Annotated in this window: 10 protein-coding genes and 2 pseudogenes; 9 read left to right on the top strand and 3 right to left on the bottom strand. The window is 41.9% G+C overall.

Features of this window, described 5'->3' with window-relative positions:
• The first annotated feature begins 9 nt into the window (after positions 1–9).
• Both DX522_RS01170 and DX522_RS01165 read left to right on the top strand, forming a co-directional pair.
• Entirely contained in the window at positions 10–363 is a 354-nt protein-coding gene (locus tag DX522_RS01170; protein WP_115179527.1) for a helix-turn-helix domain-containing protein, read from the top strand.
• A complete protein-coding gene (locus tag DX522_RS01165; protein ID WP_115179526.1) occupies positions 348–1,169 on the top strand; it encodes an IS3 family transposase in 822 nt (273 codons plus the stop codon). Before DX522_RS01170 ends, DX522_RS01165 begins: the two co-directional genes overlap by 16 nt.
• 48 nt (positions 1,170–1,217) lie before the next feature.
• Here DX522_RS01165 and DX522_RS01160 read toward each other — a convergent pair whose 3' ends face one another.
• Positions 1,218–2,609 carry a DegQ family serine endoprotease gene (locus tag DX522_RS01160; RefSeq protein WP_115179525.1) on the bottom strand — a complete coding sequence of 464 codons (1,392 nt, stop codon included), beginning with the start codon at positions 2,607–2,609 and terminating at the stop codon, positions 1,218–1,220.
• 413 nt (positions 2,610–3,022) lie between these two features.
• Between DX522_RS01160 and aroG the strand changes: the two genes are divergently transcribed.
• Both aroG and DX522_RS01150 read left to right on the top strand, forming a co-directional pair.
• Positions 3,023–4,114 carry a 3-deoxy-7-phosphoheptulonate synthase AroG gene (gene aroG / locus DX522_RS01155; protein WP_070713076.1) on the top strand — a complete coding sequence of 364 codons (1,092 nt, stop codon included), beginning with the start codon at positions 3,023–3,025 and terminating at the stop codon, positions 4,112–4,114.
• A 121-nt stretch (positions 4,115–4,235) separates the two neighbouring features.
• Positions 4,236–5,153 (top strand): lysine exporter LysO family protein, encoded by a 918-nt coding sequence (locus DX522_RS01150; RefSeq protein ID WP_186821755.1) that lies wholly within the window; start codon positions 4,236–4,238, stop codon positions 5,151–5,153.
• A 77-nt stretch (positions 5,154–5,230) separates the two neighbouring features.
• Here DX522_RS01150 and hypF read toward each other — a convergent pair whose 3' ends face one another.
• Both hypF and hybG read right to left on the bottom strand, forming a co-directional pair.
• A complete protein-coding gene (gene hypF / locus DX522_RS01145; RefSeq protein WP_115179524.1) occupies positions 5,231–7,498 on the bottom strand; it encodes a carbamoyltransferase HypF in 2,268 nt (755 codons plus the stop codon).
• 16 nt (positions 7,499–7,514) lie between these two features.
• Positions 7,515–7,790, bottom strand: a complete 276-nt coding sequence (gene hybG / locus DX522_RS01140) for a hydrogenase maturation factor HybG (protein ID WP_049362999.1) — start codon at positions 7,788–7,790, stop codon at positions 7,515–7,517.
• 334 nt (positions 7,791–8,124) lie between these two features.
• On the opposite strand from hybG, the pseudogene DX522_RS01135 reads away from it, so the two are divergent.
• From DX522_RS01135 to hyfB, 5 genes and pseudogenes are all read left to right on the top strand, one after another.
• Positions 8,125–8,217, top strand: a pseudogene (locus DX522_RS01135) (4Fe-4S dicluster domain-containing protein); the annotation flags it as partial.
• 59 nt (positions 8,218–8,276) lie between these two features.
• A pseudogene (locus tag DX522_RS01130) lies at positions 8,277–8,483 on the top strand (acylneuraminate cytidylyltransferase); the annotation flags it as partial.
• A gap of 327 nt (positions 8,484–8,810) precedes the next feature.
• Positions 8,811–18,086, top strand: a complete 9,276-nt coding sequence (locus tag DX522_RS01125) for a YadA-like family protein (protein ID WP_115179523.1) — start codon at positions 8,811–8,813, stop codon at positions 18,084–18,086.
• Between the two features lie 459 nt (positions 18,087–18,545).
• Entirely contained in the window at positions 18,546–19,145 is a 600-nt protein-coding gene (locus DX522_RS01120) for a 4Fe-4S dicluster domain-containing protein (protein ID WP_049363167.1), read from the top strand.
• A gap of 36 nt (positions 19,146–19,181) precedes the next feature.
• A complete protein-coding gene (hyfB, locus tag DX522_RS01115) occupies positions 19,182–21,203 on the top strand; it encodes a hydrogenase 4 subunit B (RefSeq protein WP_115179522.1) in 2,022 nt (673 codons plus the stop codon).
• The last annotated feature ends 1 nt before the right edge of the window (position 21,204 follow it).

The following is a 21,204-nucleotide window of genomic DNA, read 5'->3' as shown; positions in this document are numbered from 1 at the left end:
GATTTTTTTATGGGTAAACACTACACAATCGAATTTAAATTACAGGTTCTTCAACCTATTCTAAAAGGAAAAATGAGCATTCGAGAAGCAGCTCGTTTTTACAATATTCCTTCCAACGCCCTAGTCGGGACATGGTTGAAACGGTTTGAAAAAAATGGCATAAAAGGACTGATTCCCCGTAAACCATCAGGACGACCGCCAATGAAACCCAAATATGCAAAAATGCCACCGCCACCCAGAACTGAAGAAGACCGTTTACGCCTGAGAATTTTACAGCTTGAAGCGGAGGTGGCCTACCTAAAGGAGTTGAGAAGGCTCAGACTTCAGGACGAAGCCGAGCAACGGAAATTATCCAAAGGTTAAGAACACGCTATCCGTTAAAATGGCTTTTAGGTTTTGCACAGTTAGCGCGTAGTACGTTTTTTGCGAAACTCCAGATTAAACCGGATAAGGATGAGCAGCTGAAAAAGGCCATTAAACGCATCAAAGCCAATCATCCTGATTATGGCTACCGACGAGTTCATGCCAGCTTGCCAGGCGTGAATCATAAAAAAGTTCAACGTTTAATGCAGACACTTGGGCTTCAAGTGCGGTCAAGAAAAAGCAAGAAATTTACGACCTATCGAGGCACGATAGGGGTGATTGCACTGAATCATCTTGAACGCGATTTTAGCGCAACGGCCCCGAAACAAAAATGGGTAACTGATATCACCGAGTTTAAGGCGAAAGATGGGAGTAAAGTCTATTTATCTCCAATTTTAGACTTATTTAACAATGAGATAGTCTCATATAATCTCAGCTATTCCCCAAACTGGGCGCAAGTAGAGGACATGTTAATGCAAGCCGTCAAAGGATTAAATAAAGCTTGTAGTGTCATTTTACATTCAGACCAGGGATGGCAATATCAAATGGTAGCTTATCGTCGAATTTTAGCTGAACATGGCATCATTCAAAGTATGTCGAGAAAAGGGAATTGCTTAGATAACGCCGCAATGGAAAGTTTCTTTGGACGATTAAAAACAGAATGTTTTTATGGTCGGGAATTTAAAACAAAAGAAGAGATAGTTGATGCTGTCAGAGATTATTTGAATTACTATAATCATCGACGGATTCAACTAAAATTAAAAGGACTGAGTCCGATACAATATCGTCTTCAGTCCTTAATGTGAATAGTCCAAATTTTTGGGGTCAGATCAAATTGACCGCTCTTTTTTATTTTATTGTACTAATAAGTAGAAGTTGTTTTTGCCACGTAAGATATTGAGTGCAACAGCTGATGGTTTTTCATCTAATGCTTTGCGTAAGTCTTGCGTGCTTTCAATTGGCTGGCGGTTGATACCGATTATAATATCACCCGATTTTAAACCGCGTTGTGCTGCCATTGAATTTGGTTGAACTTTACTAATTTCCACACCTTTAATACCTTTTGCATCGTAGTTGTTTAAGGTTGCACCGTCTAATGCTGGAAGTTCCGTTTTACTTGCTGTTTGAGAGCCATCGTCTGCTTGTAAAGTCACTTTTACGTTGTCAGTTTTACCATCACGTAAGTAAGTGAGTTCAATTTCTTTACCCGCACCAGAGGTCGCGATTTTTGCACGCATTTCGGCGAAACTTGAGATTTTTTGACCATTCATTGCGGTAATTACATCACCTGCTTTCAAGCCTGCTTTTTCTGCTGCTGAATTTGGAATAACTTCACTCACAAATGCACCTTGTTGTGCACTCACATTAAAGGCTTTCGCTAAATCGGCATTTAATTCACCGCCCTTAATACCGAGTAAACCACGACGTACTTCACCAAATTCTAAGATTTGTTGCACAAGATTGTTCGCTTGGTTACTTGGAATCGCAAAGGCAATCCCGGCGTTACCGCCACTTGGAGAAATAATAGCCGTATTGATACCAATTAATTCACCTTGTAAGTTCAATAATGCACCGCCAGAGTTACCACGGTTTACCGCAGCATCGGTTTGAATATAGTTTTCATATGCACCACTATCAGAACCAGTAGAGCGGCCAAGTGCTGAAACGATACCAGAGGTTACAGTTTGACCTAAACCGAATGGATTACCGATAGCAACGGTAAAATCACCGACACGTAATTTATCGGAGTCGGCTATTTTGATTGCGGTGAGGTTTGTTGGTTTTTCGATTTGTACTAAAGCGATATCAGATTGTTCATCTTTTCCAACGAGTTTTGACTTGAACTCACGTCCGTCTTGCAATTTTACGGTGATTTTATCCGCACCATCTACCACGTGATTGTTAGTTAAAACATAGCCTTTATCTGCATTGATGATCACACCTGAACCTAAACCACGGAAGTTGCGTGATGCGCCACGATCTCCGCCGAATTGTTCGCCAAATTGATCACCGAAGAAAAATTTAAATTCTTCTGGAATATCATCAGGTAATGCCGAACGGCTGTTTGCTTTTGCTTTGCCTTCAACGGAAAGAGTCACGACTGCTGCCTGCGCTTTTTCTAACATTGGCGCAAGGCTGCCTTGTTCGACAATCTCATTAGGAATCGCCGCTTGAGTGGATAAAGAGGTCGCAAATACGCTTAAACCTAATGCGATACCGGTTAATACAAAATTTCTTTTCTTCATAAGTTCTCCAAGTAAAAATAAATGAGTGAATAAGTGTTCAATCAGACAAAAAAATGAGGGAGATGTTCAGTAAAAACAAGGGCATTGAAAAAATATTTTTTAAAAGTGCGGTAGAAATTGAAATTGTTCTTTTTGCCCGCATTTATCTAAACCTATTTGTCAATTTGAAAGATAAAAGATCATTTTGTTTAAATAGTGCTGGTACAACCTATTTTTACGTCAAAAACCTTGCCACCTAAGGCTGAAATATAGTTTAATAACGCCCTGTTTATACTGCTTAAGAAGTATAAAATTTACGCAATCACATAATAATTGTATGTAAATTTAAATGAACTAGTTTACTAGTACAAAAAATAGGTGTAGAGTAACGCCATTAGATTGAAACACAACATTTAAGATTTAGAGAGTGACATATGGCGACGAAGAAAGAAGAAATCGAAGTAAAAGTTGCAAATGATGATACCCGAATTGAAAAAGTCGATCAGGTATTACCTCCCATTGCCTTATTAGAAAAATTTCCTGCAAGTGAAGAAGCAGCTGATTTAGTTCATGAAACCCGCTTGCACGCACACAATATTATTCATGGAAAAGATGACCGTTTACTTGTAGTAATTGGTCCTTGTTCTATTCATGATCCTAAAGCCGCTTTAGATTATGCCAAACGTTTAAAAGTATTACGTGATGAATATAAAGATACACTTGAAGTGGTGATGCGCGTTTACTTTGAAAAACCGCGTACAACAGTGGGTTGGAAAGGCTTAATTAACGATCCTTATTTAAATGATACATATCGTTTAAATGATGGTTTGCGTATTGCACGTAAATTATTATCTGACATCAATAACTTAGGTGTACCATCAGCAGGTGAGTTCTTAGATATGATCACACCACAATATGTAGCGGATTTCATGAGCTGGGGCGCAATTGGTGCGAGAACAACTGAATCTCAAGTTCACCGTGAATTAGCTTCAGGCTTATCTTGTGCGGTAGGCTTTAAAAATGGCACAAATGGTGGCGTAAAAGTAGCATTAGATGCAATGGGCGCGGCAGAAGCTTCGCATTACTTCTTATCTGTGACAAAATTTGGCCATTCGGCTATTGTTTCAACAAAAGGAAATGAAGACTGCCACATTATTTTACGTGGTGGGGATAAAGGTCCTAACTATAAAGCAGAAGACGTTGCAAAAGTTTGTGCAGAGATCGAAAAATCAGGTCGTATTCCACATGTCATGGTTGATTTTAGCCATGCAAATAGTAGCAAACAATTCAAAAAACAAATGGATGTTTGTGAAGATGTTTGCCAGCAAATTGCAGGTGGTTCAAAGCAGATCTTCGGTGTCATGGTAGAAAGTCATATTGTTGAGGGGCGTCAAGACTTAGTCGATGGTAAAGCTCAGACTTACGGACAAAGCATCACTGATGCTTGCATCGGTTGGGAAGATACAGAAATCGTGTTAAAACAGTTATCTGATGCAGTAATAGCACGTCGTCAAGTAAATGACTAATAAATTATTTTTTTAGATGATTAAAAGTGCGATCGATTTTGACCGCACTTTTTTATGCGCTTTGAAAAAGGGGGAGAAAAGGGGTATGCTAGCTTCAATGGGATAAGAAAGGAGATGTATGATGCAGGATATGATAAATGGCTTATTAATTGTCTTAATACCGATGGTGTTAGGCTATCTACTGAAGGTCAATAATAAATCCTATATCCCAAAGATTAATCATATCGTCATGTTTTTGCTTTACATCATCCTTTTCTTAATGGGGTATTTGCTTGGTCAATTGGATGATTTAGAACATAAACTCCCAATTATTGGTACAACTGCGTTGACGTTATCTACAATTATTTTGGGCTCTAATATGATTGGTTTGATGCTTTATGATCGTTTTAATCCTGCTGAGCCACTTAAATCACAAGGTAAAATTGATTCTCGCTGGTATTCCTTAATCGATTCTCTCAAACTTTCTGGCACAGTGGTGTTTGGTACCATTTGTGGTTTCTTTTTTAAATCCTATTTAATGCTGCCTACAGGTATAAATCTATATGTATTGATTGTGCTGATTTTCTTTGTGGGTATTCAACTAAGAAATAATGGCATTTCTTTAAAAGAGGCTATTTTTAATAAGCGTGGTTTCCAAACAGGAATGGTGTTTACTTTTACCTCGTTACTAGGTGGTGTGGTTGCTGCTTTCGTTTTAGCGATGCCAATTACCCAAGGACTCGCTTTTGCCTCAGGAATGGGCTGGTATTCATTATCTAGTGTGGTATTAACTAATGCGTGGGGACCAGTGCAGGGTAGTATTGCCTTTTTTAATGATTTATCCCGTGAAATTGTGAGTTTATTTGTCATCCCATTATTTATGCGTCATTTTCGTTCGACGGCAATTGGAATTACGGGAGCGACTGCAATAGATTGCACCTTGCCAATTATTCAAAAAGCGGGGGGCATTGAAGTGACGCCCATTGCGATTTCATTCGGCTTTGTGACGAACATTCTACCACCGTTACTACTGGTTTTCTTTTCCAGTATTCCGCTATAAAAATCAATATAAAAACAAAAGAGTTAATCGTCGTTTTCCGATTAACTCTTTTTCTTATATTTTAATATTAGGAATTATCAGTTTCTATGCATGGCAATAACAGCCTGACCTAAACTGAGTCCGCCATCACCCATCGGTAATTTATGAGCGCTCAGTACATGGAATTCGCTCAAATTTTCTTTTAATAAGCGACGTAGTAGTTGGTTATGCATCACGCCACCAGATAGCACGATGGTACGGCATTGGTGTTGGCGAACTTGGTTTGCCGCAAGTTCAGCAAAACCTTGGGCGAGAGCATAATGAAAGGCAAAGGCTTTATCTTCAACAGAAGCATGATAATTTAACCAACTTTGCCAGAAATAAGCCAAATCCAGTTTATTGTCGATAAGCGGCATTTTTACTGGAATATTGACCGCACTTTGTGCTTGGGTAGCCAAAGATGAGGTGTTTGCTAGCGCTTCGAGATGGCAAGCCGCTTCACCTTCCCAAGAAACAATGGTTGGTGCAATGCCGAGATCATAAGCTACGGCGTCAAATAAACGACCTGCAGATGATATAGGTGGGCAATTGAGTCCGCGCTCAATGGCATTGACTAGTATTTGCCAATTCGGTTCAGCGCAAGTTTTTGTGAGTATTTCTTGCCACTGTGGCACAAATTGATGCAGGTGAGCCAGCCAGTTGCGCCAAGGCTGTTTCGCTGCAAGATCACCGCCTGGTAGAGCAACAGCTGGCAAACCACCTAAATATTGACTATGTTGATAGTCAACGAGTAGGCATTCGCCTCCCCAAAGTTGTCCATTTTCGCCCATGCCTATACCGTCTAGTGCAAGACCGATTACAGGTTCATTACAATGCTGCTCGGCCATGACACTGACAATGTGTGCATGGTGATGCAGTACTTCGATGAATGGGATTTGTTGCTGTTCAGCAAGTTGTTTCCCGATGGAAGATGAAAAATAGCCGGGGTGAGCATCAACCGCGATGATGTCTGGTTTAAATTGATAAATCTGCTGAAATAATTCAAGATTTTCACTCAATTGTGACCGCACTTGTTCATTTGCTGTATCGCCAATATGTTGGCTCAGTACGGCTTTATTGTGACGTAGCAGGCAGAATGTATTTTTCAGATCAGAACCTAAAGCCAACACATTTTTTGTGCTTTGTGTTTCAAGTGGTATTTCATCTGGCACATAGCCACGAGCACGACGTAGCGTTTCTAATCCATCGAAGGCAACGCGAACAAGACTATCATCAGCACGTTGTAGAATATCGCGGTTGTGACAAAGATAAACATCAGCCAAGTCAGCTAATTGTTCTACAGCATGTTCATTTTTCAGCACTGGAGGTTGCCCGCTTGCATTCGCAGACGTCATCACGAGCGGACGATTAACCGCTCGTAACAACAAATGCTGTAGTGGGTTGCTTGGAAGCATTACTCCGATTTCCTGTAAGTTTGGCGCGATGTTATCGGCAATATGCGGCACTTTGTGTTTTGAAAGAAGTACAATTGGCGCAGCACTACTGGTTAGTAATTCTATTTCTTGAGCACTTAAATCTTGTAAAAACTGCAGGTCAGGCACCATAATGGCTAACGGTTTTGTCGGACGATGTTTCCGTTGACGTAATAAATCAACAGACTTTTGGTTATTTGCATCACAGGCTAGATGGAAACCGCCTAAACCTTTAACGGCGACGATGTTGCCTTGTTGCAATAAAAGTGCGGTCTGTTTTAGCGCAGTTTCATGAGTAGCAAGCGTTTGTTCTCGATCTTGTAACCAAATATGGGGGCCGCAAACAGAACAAGCATTGGGTTGAGCATGAAAACGACGATCAGCGGGATCTTTATATTCTTTTTCACATTGTGGACAGAGCGGAAAAACAGACATCGCCGTGTTTTTTCGGTCGTAAGGAATTGCCTTGATGATGGTAAAACGCGGACCACAATGGGTACAATTGGTAAAGGGATAATGATAACGTCGATTGTTAGGATCGAATAAGTCAGCTAAACAATGTGGACAGGTAGCTGCATCAGGAATAATTTGTGTGTCCATTTGATTGTTTTCACTTTCCCGAATGGTAAAGCCCGCTACAGCGGTTGCTTCTGGCCAATCTATTGGGCGCTGAGTCATATCAGTAATTTGTGCTAGCGGTGGGAGTTTGTTTTGCAAGTCGGACAAAAATTGCTTGAGTGCATCTGCTGGTGGGGAGACAAAACGAACTAATACGCCTTGTCCATCATTATTTACATCTCCGTTTAACTTATATTGATTTGCCAGAAGCCAAACAAAAGGGCGAAATCCCACGCCCTGAACTTTTCCTTTTATGCGTAATTCAATCCCTTTCATAACGAGCTTGTCCTGTTTATTTTTGATTTAGCCCAAGAAAGTCACCAACTTCATGTTCTAACTGACTCATAGCAATTAAAGCTTCTTGAGTCTGTTTGGCCTCTTCTTCATCAATAATTGTCATGGCAAAACCAACATGAACTAACACCCATTTACCAATTAGAGGCTTTGGATCATCTTGGCAAATTAATGAAATATTAACTTCTCTTTTAACACCACACACATCGACTACAGCAAGCTGTAATGCACTGTCTGCAACTTGAATAATTTGTCCTGGAATACCTAAACACATAATCTGTCCCTAGTTGTAATATTTATGAGATAAGTAGTTTATTGTATCTCAATAAACCTACTTTAATGAGAGAATTTTATCATGTAACCCTACAAATTTGTATAGTGAGGTTAGAAGATAATAAAGGTAATATTTATTTAAAATTTATTTAGTTTTTTAACATAAAATTATTAAATTTTACGATGGTTTAACAGTTATATTACAGCAGTGAAAATCTTTTGATCTTAATCACAAATTTTCGAATTATTTCTTTAGCTTTACTTTTTCATAGGAGTATCTTTATAGGCAGAGTGGTTATTGTAAAAACGTTATTTACATACAAGGAGGGGAATGTATGAATCGTTTTGTAATCGGAGATCCGAAGGATTGCATTGGATGCAACACTTGTATGGCCGCTTGTAGTGAAGTGCATAAAGCTTTCGGATTACCGAACAAGATGACAATGCCGTAAATGCAGGCTTGCTTTATTTCTTTATTGCGCATGCCGGCACCGAAGTTCAGCCTATTCACGAATTAACGGATTTTGAATCCCCACGCCAAAAATTACCGAAATCTTATCGTGCAAATGGCGCAATTTATATTAATGACATCGAAAGTCTCTTTGAAGAAAAACGCTTTTTTATTGCGCCAATGCGTTTTTATTTAATGCCAACTTATCGTTCCATTGATATTGATTTCACACTTGATTTGTAATTAGCAGAAAGTTTAATTTCAAAAGAATTCTAAAAAAATTGGCCGCACGTTGCGGCCTTTGTTTTTTGATAAGCATATTTGCTTTTTCCCAATAAAAACGCCCCTAAAACTCACCGCACTTTTGTTTACTTCTTGTGCAAAAAAAGCAAACGTTTGCTATTGTTTTTTATTACACATTGATAAATGTAAATTATCGTAAAGATTGTATTTTTAAATTGAATTTCATGACTAAGTCTGTATAATTTTTCCACCTTATTTACGCCTTACTTCTTTTATTAATTGAATAAGAGATTAAGGGGATTTTTAAACATCGTTAGAGAGACATTTATGAATAAAATCTTCCGTATCGTTTGGAGCCAAGCAACTCAATCTTGGGTGGTCGTTTCAGAATTAACCAAAGCACATAAAAAACAAAGTTCATCCAATGCACAAAAAAGTGCGGTTAAATTTTCAGGCAATTTTATTAAATCTTCAGCAGTCGCATTGGCATTATTAAGCGGTCATTCGGCTTATGCAGCTCTGAATCAGGCTGGTACAGGTTCTGATAACGCTGTAGCCCTTGGTGAAGCGGCAAATGCGAATCAAGCACGTGCTATCGCTATAGGTAAAGGGGCAACAATTAGTAGTGGTCAAGATACAATTGCGATTGGTACTGATACTAAGGCAAAAGGTCACACTAGTATTGTCATCGGTAAAAATGCTAAAACCACAAATGATGCGGAAGGTACTGTGGTTATCGGCCGTGATGCATTCAGTGAAGGATCCGGTAATGGGGGGCGCCCTAACACAGTGGTTGGTCGTGGTGCCTACACAGCATTTGGTGAAAATGGGACGTATCGTTTGAATGCTGCTACGGCACTTGGTTTCCAAGCTGGCGCTGGTCTTCGTACAGATCCTAGCAATGGTAATAAATTAGTTAGCAATGAAACCAATGCGGACAATAATGCAGAGGTACTTGTAAAAGCTGGTTATGGTCTAGATGAGAACGCTCCTGCAGACACGAAAACAGCATTACAAGGGGGTAATGTAAATAATAATTTAACCTTTTATCGTAAAAAACATATCAATGAAGCGACTGCCATAGGTGCAGAGGCTCGTGCCATCGGTGACCAATCTATTGCTATCGGTGGACAGGTAGTTGCTGGTGACGGTGTTGTTGCCTTAGGTGGTAATGATACAGATCAATTGCGTAATAATAAATACCAAGTGGTAACAGCCGATGCGGTGAACAAAACTAATGTAGGAACCATTGATGATTATAATTTAGCCTATACGGAAAGTACAAATACAGTAGCGGAGCAATATAAAAAGCTAGTAGGTCGTGGTATGCCGACTGCCTATAAATCTACCTATGGTCAATCTGGTTCCGTTGTTATCGGTATGGAAGCCCACTCTACTACGGCGTTAGGTACAGCCATCGGTACTAACTCTGTAGTTCGTATGGGTGCTTTCGGTGCGACAGCTATCGGTGCTGGTTCTACGGTACAAGCAAATGCAGAAGCTGCGGTAGCTATCGGTATGGGTTCCGTAGCGAATGGTGCCTATGCCTTAGCAGGTGGTACTGCATCTTGGGCGGAATATGGCGATATTGCTTTAGGTTATCAAGCAAAAGCATCAGGTAAAGATGGTGCCATTGCAATGGGTCGAGCAACCAATGCACAAGGCGATTCCTCTATTATGATTGGCGGTGCAAATATTGAATCTGCCGCGGCTCAAAATACAAGCTATGAGAAAGCAAACGGTCAAACAATAACTAAAAGTGTGACTGAAAAAATTAATGGTAAAAACGTTACACGTGAATATAGTTTTGCTGGTACAACTAAGACTAATGGCTCAGTAGCTGAGGCTTATAAGGAGCTAACTGGCCTTGACATGAATAAAGATGCACTTGATTTTGTTATAAATAAAAACGGTCATGCATCAACTTCTTTAGGGGTTCACGCATTAGCAAAAGGTGATTTAGGTACAGCGATTGGCGCAAGTTCTCGTGCGGAGGCGATTGGTTCTGTGGCATTAGGTACCGGCGCACATGCAACACGCCAAAATGCGGTAGCGATAGGTACGGGCTCCACAACTGAGTTGGTGGGTACACGCCAATTAAGCGTGAACTACGACAGCGACGGCAATATTGTTTCTGATAACTCAAAGGATATTGCTTATACATTTAAATGGGCTGGCGGCACCAATACCGCTGAAGGGGACGTGGTGTCCTTCGGTAGCTCTGGCGCAGAACGTCAATTGAAAAACGTGGCAGCTGGTCGCGTGGCAGAAGATTCTACCGATGCAATCAACGGCTCCCAGTTAAACTCCATCACCAAAAAAATTGCAGCAGGTTTTAACACAAGCGGTAATGTGGTAACGGGATCTTCAGGCGAATTCACATCTAAAAAAGCGAATACCGCCTCTACAAAAGCCGATTATGAGACTTCTATCCGTTCGGAAGACAAAGTCCAATTCCAAGTCGGCAACAACTTGAAATTAGACCGTGATGAAACTGAAGGCGAAATTGATGTTCCGGATGATTTTGATAAAACCAAAACAGTTAAAAAGAAAATCAGAAAAGCCGATTTTGCCTATAGCCTGAACCCTGTATTAACCAATCTGACCAGCGCAGAGTTTATCGGTACGGGTACAGATGCACCGACAACCAAGCTGACTAATGAAGGTGTAACTATTACTCCGGTAGGTAAGAGCTCAGTTTCATTAACCCAAAACGGTTTAGACAACGGCGGTAATCCGATTACCAATGTAGCCGGCAATCTTGACGGTGCGAAAGCAAATACAACTGCGCCGACAACTAAAGCAGACAAACCATCTAATGTAGATGGCATCAAAAACAACGCTGCAACCGTAGGCGATGTATTGAATGCAGGCTGGAATTTGCAAGAAAAAGGTACGGCAAAAGATTTTGTTACCGCTTATGACACCGTTAATTTTGTTGACGGCGACGGCACAACTGTATCTGTTGAAAATACAGACGGTAAAATCAGCAAAATCAAATACAGTGTCAATACTGGTAATGGTCTACAAAAAGATCCGACTGGAAATACTATCTCTGTTAAACCGGCAGATAACTCTTTAGAAGTAACAAATAACGGAGTTAAAGTAAAAGCTGCAGATAACACCCTTACAACCGATGCAAACGGCTTAAAAGTTAATACCGGCAATATTACTGCCTCATCTGTACCAACTGTAGCCGATGCCGATAAAGACAAAATCGCTACAGTAGGCAACGTGGCAGATGCCATTAAAGCAGCTGCTTGGAAGGCTACTTCTGATAAAACGGCAAACGGCGAAAATACCGGCAAGAAAGACCAAGAAGTTAAAGCAGGCGATACAGTAACCTTCGAAGCCGATAAAAACATCAAGATTGCTCAAGCTGACGGTAAATTCACATTCTCGACAAAAGATAAGGTTGAATTTAAATCTATCAAAGTCGGCGAAGACAAAGACGGCAAAAAACCGGTTAACTTGACGACAGATAAAGCAACCGATGTATCTAATAACGATCCGGCAAATAAACCGACAACAGCATTGAACGTGTCTTCAGACGGCAAACCGACCCAGATTACAGGCGTGGGTTCTGTATTAAATACGGAAGCGGTTCCTACCATTCCTGCTGGCACAGCGACAACAGGCAATGGCCAACCGAAATTGGTTAATTTAGGTACGGGTCATAACCAAACTGCATTGGGTAATAACGTACTGAATGCCGCGGCAACTGTACGTGATTTGGCAAATATGGGTTGGGTAGTTTCATCTGATAAAACAACCGATGGAACAGGCGAATATAAAGATGTAGTGAAAAATGCTAACGAAGTGAAATTCGTCGGCAAAAACGCAGCCAAAGTATCGGGTAAAACCGAGAACGGCGTACGCACAATTACTATTGATGTGCCAGACGTTAAAACAGCCGAGCTTGTTTCAAGCAAAGACGGTTCTGTTATTGCGCCATCAACTAATCCTGAGCTTCAAAAAGCATTAAAAGCTGCAAAAGACGAGCTGGCTGCTGCAGCGACACCTGAGCAAAAAGAAGCGGCTGAGAAAAAAGTCAAAGATGCCGAAACTGAATTAAATAAGGCTTTAAATGACAAAGGCGTTGCTACGGCTAAAAACGTTGCGGATATGATTAACGCATCAGGCTTTACGCTGAAAACATCTAACGTAGATGGTGGTGAGAAAGTTTCAGGTAATGATGAAGTCATCAACCCAGGTAAAGCCGTTGAAATGATTGCAGGTAAAAACTTAACCGTGAAACAAGAAGCTAACGGTAAAGTGACCTATGCAACCAAAGACGAAGTTGAGTTCAACACAGTGAAAGTAGGTGGCGATGCGAATACTTATGTGGATGACAAAGGTAACCCAGTGACTAAGAAAGAAGATGGTTCTTTCGTAGATGCTAAAGGTAACACAGTTGACGCAGCGAAAGTAAGTCCAGTAGCGCCGGTAACACTAAAAACTGAGAAGGCAAGCCCGGCGAATAACAACGCAGAGGGTAATCATCCGACAACGGCGTTGAATATCAGCAGTGGCACGGGTGCAGATGCGAAACCGACACAATTAAAAGGTGTGGGTTCTGTGTTGAATACAAAAGCACAGCCGACATCAACGGGTAAACAAGGGGATACTCCGGCAACAGAGGGCAACCAAAACTTAGTGAACCTTGGTAATAATCCAATTACAGGTAAATCCGACCTTGCACCTGAGATTTTGAACTCAGCGGCAACGGTAGGCGATTTGGCGAACATGGGGTGGGTGGTGTCAACTAAAGACGGCAACGGTTATACCGATGTTGTGAAGAATGCCAACCAAGTGGACTTCAAAGGCACAGGTCTGGCTACCGTTACGGGTGAAACCGATAAAGAGAGTGGTATCCGCACCATTACTGTGAACGTGGATGCACAAAAAACTGTTGAAGCGGCTCAAACTCCGGTGGTTTATACCAATAAGGACGGTGACAAGCTGGTTAAAGTCGGCGATAAATTCTATAAAGCCGGTGATGTTGTAAACGGTAAACCGAAAGACAATGCCCAAGAAGTACCGAAGGGTGACGTGATTGCCTCCATGAACAATGGCGACAACAAAACAAACAAACCTATGCAGTTAGCAAACATCGGCAGCAATCTGCCGACGGTGAACGATACCAACAAACAGGCATTTGACCCGAACAGTACTGAGCCTAAAGCCGGTAAAGACAACAAATCTGCGCCGATTACAGCTAAAGAAGCTGCCGATATCGTCAATAAAGCCGGTAACAATGCGGCAACTGTTTCTGACGTGTTGAATGCAGGTTGGAACCTGAAAAACAACGGTGAAGCCCGCGACTTTGTGAAACCGTACGATACCGTGAACTTCATCAATGGCAAAGGTACCGTCGCCGTAGTGGAAACTGCAGACGATGCGGCCAGCAGCACCGTGAAGTTTGATGTGGATGCGGGTGAAATTACCAGCAATACAAATGGTTCGGTAAACGGTCCAACGACAGTAGAGAACGCGAAGAAACTGGCAGATGATCTGAAGAAAGCTGAACAGGCAGTGAAAGATTTGCCTGCGGATGCGACGCCGGAAGCGAAAAAAGCTGCCCAAGATGCACTTAAAGCAGCTCAAGATGCGGCAGCTCCGTTGAACAAAGTGGCAACCGCCCAAAATGTTGCGGATATGATTAACGCATCCGGCTTTACGCTGAAAACTTCTAACGTGGATGGTGGTGAGAAAGTTTCAGGCGATGATGAGGTCATCAACCCGGGCAAAGCTGTTGAAATGATTGCAGGTAAAAACTTAACCGTGAAACAAGAAGCGAACGGTAAAGTGACCTATTCGACCAAAGACGATGTAGAGTTCAACACAGTTAAATTAGGCGATGCTAAAGATGGTAAAGCGCCAGTTAATATGAAGACTGAAGCGGCTAAACCTGCAACAAATAATGGAGCTGATCAACCAACAACAGCATTGAACTTTACATCTGGTGAAGGCGACAAAGCGAAACCAACGCAATTAACAGGCGTGGGTTCAACCTTGAATACTCAAGATATCGCTACTGCACCACAAGGTAAAGACAATACCAACAAACCGAATGTGTCTTTGGTTAATTTGGTAGGTACTGATGATGCACCAGTGAATAAAAACGCTGCTGCAACCGTAGGCGACCTGCAAAATATGGGTTGGGTTGTATCAACCAAAGACGGCAACGGCTATAAAGATGTCGTGAAGAATGCCAACCAAGTGGACTTCAAAGGCACAGGTCTGGCTACCGTTACGGGTGAAACCGATAAAGAGAGTGGTATCCGCACCATTACTGTGAACGTGGATGCACAAAAAACTGTTGAAGCGGCACAAACTCCGGTGGTTTATACCAATAAGGCTGGTGACAAGCTGGTTAAAGTCGGTGATAAATTCTATAAAGCCGGTGATGTTGTAAACGGCAAACCGAAAGAAAATGCCCAAGAAGTACCGAAGGGTGACGTGATTGCCTCCATGAACAATGGCGACAACAACACAAGCAAACCTATGCAGTTGGCAAACATCGGCAGCAACCTGCCGACGGTGAACGATACCAACAAACAGGCATTCGACCCGAACAGCACAACGCCTAAAGCCGGTAAAGACAACAAGTCTGCACCGATTACAGCCAAAGAAGCTGCCGATATCGTCAATAAAGCCGGTAACAATGCGGCAACCGTTTCCGACGTATTGAATGCGGGTTGGAACCTGCAAAACAACGGCGAAGCCCGCGACTTTGTGAAACCGTATGACACCGTGAACTTCATCAACGGCAAAGGTACCGTTGCTGTAGTGGAAACTGCAGACGATGCGGCCAGCAGCACCGTGAAGTTTGATGTGGACACGGGTGAGATTACCAGCAATACAAATGGTTCGGTAAATGGTCCAACGACAGCAGAGAACGCGAAGAAACTTGCAGATGATCTGAAGAAAGCTGAACAGGCTGTGAAAGATTTGCCTGCGGATGCGACTGAAGACAAGAAAGCAGAAGCGCAAAAAGCATTGAAAGATGCCCAAGATGCGGCAGCTCCGTTGAACAAAGTGGCAACCGCCCAAAATGTTGCGGATATGATTAACGCATCCGGCTTTACGCTGAAGACTTCTAACGTTGAAGGCGGTGAAAAAGATGCTGCATCTACCGGTGACGAAGTGATCAACCCGGGCAAAGCCGTTGAAATGGTGGCAGGTAAAAACTTAACCGTGAAACAAGAAGCGAACGGTAAAGTGACCTATTCGACCAAAGATGATGTGTCATTCAATACTGTTAATGTGGGTGACAATACTTATGTCGATGCAGACGGTAAGCCTGTAACCAAAAATGCAGACGGTACTTACACTGATTCTAAAGGTCAGCCAATTGAAGAAGGTAAAGTGACCAAGCTGGCACCAGTTGCGATGAAGGCTGAGAAAGCCAAACCTGCAACGAATAACGGCAATAAAGCGGAAGACCAACCGACGACTGCGCTGAATGTCTCTTCTTCAGACGGCAAACCGACCCAGATTACGGGTGTGGGCTCTACTCTGAACGTGAAACCAGTGGATACCAATCCGAACGGTACGCCGACAACGGGTGATGCGCGTCCTAACCTGGTTGACTTAGTAGGTACCAAAGATGCACCGGTGAATAAAAACGCTGCTGCAACCGTAGGCGACCTGCAAAACATGGGTTGGGTAGTATCAACTAAAGACGGCAACGGCTATACCGATGTTGTGAAGAACGCCAACCAAGTGGATTTCAAAGGCGGTCCTGGTATTTCCGTCAAAGGTACTACAACAACTGATGGCGTCCGTGAAATCACGATTAGCGTTAAAGATGGCGAGGTAATCAAACCGAATCAATTTACTGCTAAAGTCAATGGAACGGATACTCCGGTAACCAAAGTAGGTGACCAATATTACAATACGGCAGATATTGATCCGAAAACCGGCGAACCAAAAGCCAATGTAACCCCAGTAACTCCTGATGCGGGTACGACCCCGACCAATGCGGGTGACGGTTACGTAACAGGTAATAAGGTAGCTGCTGCGATTCAAAAATCAGGCTTTGTGGTTGGCAAACAGAAAGATGCTCTATCTGCGGCAGACTTCAAAGACGAAGATGAGAAAGTCAACCCTGACGACGAACTTCGTTTTGCAGACGGCAACAACACGAAAGTTAAGTTGGCGACGAAAGAGTCTGTTGATAAAGACGGCAATAAAGTAACCACAACGACGGTAAAAGTCGATGTGACCGGTTTGCCTGTCCAATATACAGACAAGAACGGTACGCCGGTAACTAAAGTGGGCGACAAATACTTTACCGTGGACGACAAAGGCAATCCGACTGCAACAGAAGTGAAGCCTGCAGACTTAACTACTAATATGGTTAATCCTGCTGCTGCACCTAATGAAATTGGTGCACCAACGACATTAGGTAATGTGAAATCTAATCTTCCGTCTGTAAATGACGCAGATAAGAATGCCAAAGATGCTGCTGGCAATCCGATTGCAGGTAAAGACAACAAGTCTGCGCCGATAACGGCAGCTGAAGCAGCTGAATTGTTGAATCCTAAAACGGCAGATGGAAAAGCTAATCCTAAATTTGCTGGTAACAATGCGGCAACAGTATCAGATGTGTTGAATACGGGTTGGAATTTACAAAATAATGGTGAAGCGAAAGATTTCGTAAAACCTTATGACACTGTTAACTTTGTAGATGGCAAAGGTACCAAGGCTGTGGTAGAAACCACGCCAAACGGCATAACAAGTAATGTGAAGTTTGACATTGATACTGGTAAGATTACCAATAATGATGATGGTAGCGTTCAAGGTCCAGTAACGCCTGAAATGACTAAAGCGTTAGAAGATGCGACAAATGCATTAAATAGCTTGCCACCAACGGCACCAGCTGCAGTTATTGATGCTGCTAAAAAAGCAGTTGCAGATGCGGCAAATAATATTGCAAATGTTGCAAATAAAGTGGCGACTGCACAAGATGTAGCAAATGCAATTAACAAGTCAGGCTTTACATTAACCACTTCAGCAAATGGTGGAGAGAAAATTTCAGGTACACCAGAAATGATCAATCCAGGTAAAAAAGTTGAAATGGTTGCAGGTAAAAATATGACCGTGAAACAAGAGTCTAACGGTAAAGTGACTTACGCAACTGCTTCTAATGTAACCTTTGACAGTGTTCAGTTTGGTGATAAAGGGCCTAAGATCACTAATAAGGCTGGAAATATCAACGTAAGTGGTCCAGATGGTAAAACACCTACTAAAATTACAGGTGTGGCTCCAGGTGAAATTTCAGCAACTTCTAAAGATGCTATAAATGGTAGCCAGTTACATGCAGTTGCTTCAAACTTGAACAACAAGATCAATAAAGTTGGTAAACATGCCGATGCAGGTACTGCAAGTGCATTAGCCGCTGCGAATATTCCGCAAGCTTATACACCAGGTAAGAGCTTAGTTGGTATTGCAGCTGGTAACTATCAGGGTCAAAATGGTCTTGCAGTAGGTATGTCTCGTATCTCTGATAACGGTAAGATTATTATCCGTTTATCTGGTACAGCAAATAGCCAAGGTAAAACTGGCGTTGCAGCTGGCGTAGGTTACCAATGGTAATCAGCTGATAGCGAAAACATAATGAAAAAACACCGCACTTTGCGGTGTTTTTTTATGTCTTTTTTATTTATTCTCATTTAGAAGAGAGAATTTTTATGATGAAAATCTACTTCAACGCAGTCTCCAAAACTTGCGGGAAATCTACCGCACTTTTGTGTTAAATGAGAAAATGCCAACAGGATTTTAACATTGCATTAGCAATTGTTTTTCAATAATTAGTTTAATAGTTTCAATTGCTTACAATTTCAACAAATTGAATTGAGAGTCAATCTCAATACGAAATTTTCCCTTTGATAAAAATAAAAAAATTTATGATCTCAGTCAATAAAACAATCGTTTTACTCTAGTCTGGGTAACTCTGAAGGAGTATCCTTATTTCCAGAGTGGTTATTGTGATGTATTGGCGTAATGCCTTCCACCTACTTTCTGTTTCTATCTATACATACTTTGGGGGAAAATATGAACCGTTTTGTTATAGGTGATCCGAAAGATTGCATTGGATGCAATACCTGTATGGCTGCTTGCAGCGAAGTACACAAAGCTTTTGGATTACAATCCTTTCCGCGGTTACAAGTAATGCGTAACGACGATATTACTGTGCCGATCTTATGTCGTCATTGTGATGATTCACCTTGTGCTACGGTATGTCCTGTGCATGCAATTAAGCACGAAAATGACACTATTCAATTAAACGAAGGTTTGTGTATTGGCTGTAAACTTTGTGGTATTGCTTGCCCATTTGGTGCGATTACCCAACATGGTTCTGCACCGATTGACGCACCAACCTATTATGAAGGATTCTCCTTCACTGATGCGGTAAAACGAGATATTCGTACTGCACCAGACAATACAGATTTACACAATATGCTGGCATGGCAACCTGGTGTGAAAGCTATTGCTGTGAAATGCGACCTTTGCTATTTCCGCGAAGATGGTCCGGCTTGTGTACAAACCTGTCCAACTAAAACGTTATTTATTATCAGTGATGAGAGTATCAAACAGGCTAACGAAAGAAAACGTGAAATGGCAATGATTTCTTCGCCAGCTATCCCAAGATAATTAGTGTGTTTAACTTGTAATCAATGGAGTGATATTATGAGTTCTTCAATCAGTTTGCTCATCACGTCCTTGTTGATTTATGTCGTAGGTGCGTTTATTTCGCTCGCAGTGAGACGAAATGAACAACTTTCAATCAATATATCCGGCGTGACCGGTGTACTTGGTGGCTTGTTAGGCATTGTTGCCTGCATTCCCGTGCTTATCAGCAACGATACGGTCGTTGATGTGTTTTCAACCCCTTTCGACTTCGCCCAATTTTCAATCCGCATTGACGGATTAGCTGCGTTTATGGTGTGTGTCATTTCTTTAATGGTTATTATCACCGCTCTTTATTCCTTTTCCTATGTGAAAGAATACATTGGTAAAGGCGCAGGTTCTATGGGCTTCTTTATGAATTTATTTATCGCTTCCATGGTTGCGTTAGTCACCAGCGATAATGCGTTCTACTTCCTTGTATTCTTTGAAATGATGTCTTTGGCATCTTATTTCTTAGTCCTTACCGAACAAGATGACAACGCAACCAATGCGGGCTTGTTGTATTTCTTCATTGCTCATGCTGGTTCAGTGTTGATTATGATCGCTTTCTTTATTTTCTACTGCTACGCAGGTAGCTTTGAATTTGAAGCCTTCCGCCACACCGAGCTTTCAATGCCTTTAGCCTTTACGGTATTTATTTTGGCATTTCTTGGTTTTGGCGCAAAAGCAGGGATGATTCCATTACATAGCTGGTTACCGAAAGCTCACCCGGCTGCACCTTCTCATGCATCAGCGATGATGTCTGGTGTGATGGTTAAAATCGGTATCTTCGGGATCATCAAAGTTGGTATTGATCTACTTGGCGCACACAATATGTGGTTTGGTGTGATTGTGCTTGCTTTTGGCGCAGTTTCTTCTGTGCTTGGCGTACTTTATGCCTTAGCTGAACATGACATCAAAAAACTTTTGGCGTATCACACCGTAGAAAACATCGGTATTATTATGATGGGTGTGGGTGTCGGTATGATTGGTATGGCAATCCATAATCCTGTACTTGCTATTGTCGGTTTACTTGGTGGTTTATATCACTTACTTAACCATGCAGTATTCAAAGGCTTATTGTTCTTGGGTGCGGGTTCTGTAATGTACCGTTTACATTCAAAAGATATGGATTTGATGGGCGGACTTGGCAAGTTAATGCCATTTACTGCTTTCTGTTTCTTAATTGGTACCATGGCAATTTCTGCATTACCTCCGTTTAACGGTTTTGTGAGTGAATGGTTTACTTATCAATCTTTATTCAGCCTAAGCCAACACAATAATGTGGTATTACGCATTTCAGGCCCTGTTGCAATCATTATGCTTGCCTTAACTGGTGCGCTTGCCGCACTTTGTTTCGTGAAAGTGTATGGTATTAGCTTTGGCGGTGCACCACGCAGCGAAAAAGCAGCACATGCACGCGAAGTGCCAAAACCAATGGTGATTGCAATGGCAATCTTGGCATTATTCTGCGTACTTTTAGGCGTGGGCGCTTCTGTCGTGACACCAATTATTGCCAATATTGCAACCGCACTTTCTCATAATGAAGTGCTTAATTTAGCGGAAAATGGCGTAGTGGTAGCAAGCAATACACCGAATACGGTGCTTTCTACACCAATGGTGAGCATTATGTTGATTGCATTCTTTGTGTTGCCGTTTATGTATTACGCTTATACCAAAGGCAATCGTATGGCAGATCGTGCAAAAGGCAATCCTTGGGCTTGTGGTTATGCTTACGAAATGGATATGGCAGCATCTGCGGGTAGTTTTACTCGTCCGCTTCGAATTATCTTCAAGCCACTTTATACCTTGCGTCAAGTGCTTGATCCTGCGCCTGCTGGTGCAAAAGGTATCAATGCATTAATTTCAGGTGCGACCAAAACAGAACCATTCTGGGAAGAAAAAGTAACAATGCCGATTGCGCATTTTATCCCGTGGCTAGGTCGTAAAATTCAATGGCTACAACAAGGCGACTTCCGCGTTTATTGCGTGTACTTCGTGATTGCCTTGGTTGTGTTATTACTTTCCATTGCGTTGATGTAGG

Origin of the sequence: Haemophilus parainfluenzae (assembly GCF_900450995.1) — a bacterium.
In the GTDB taxonomy this organism is placed as follows: domain Bacteria; phylum Pseudomonadota; class Gammaproteobacteria; order Enterobacterales; family Pasteurellaceae; genus Haemophilus_D; species Haemophilus_D parainfluenzae_O.
This window is presented reverse-complemented; position numbering and strand designations above follow the sequence as displayed.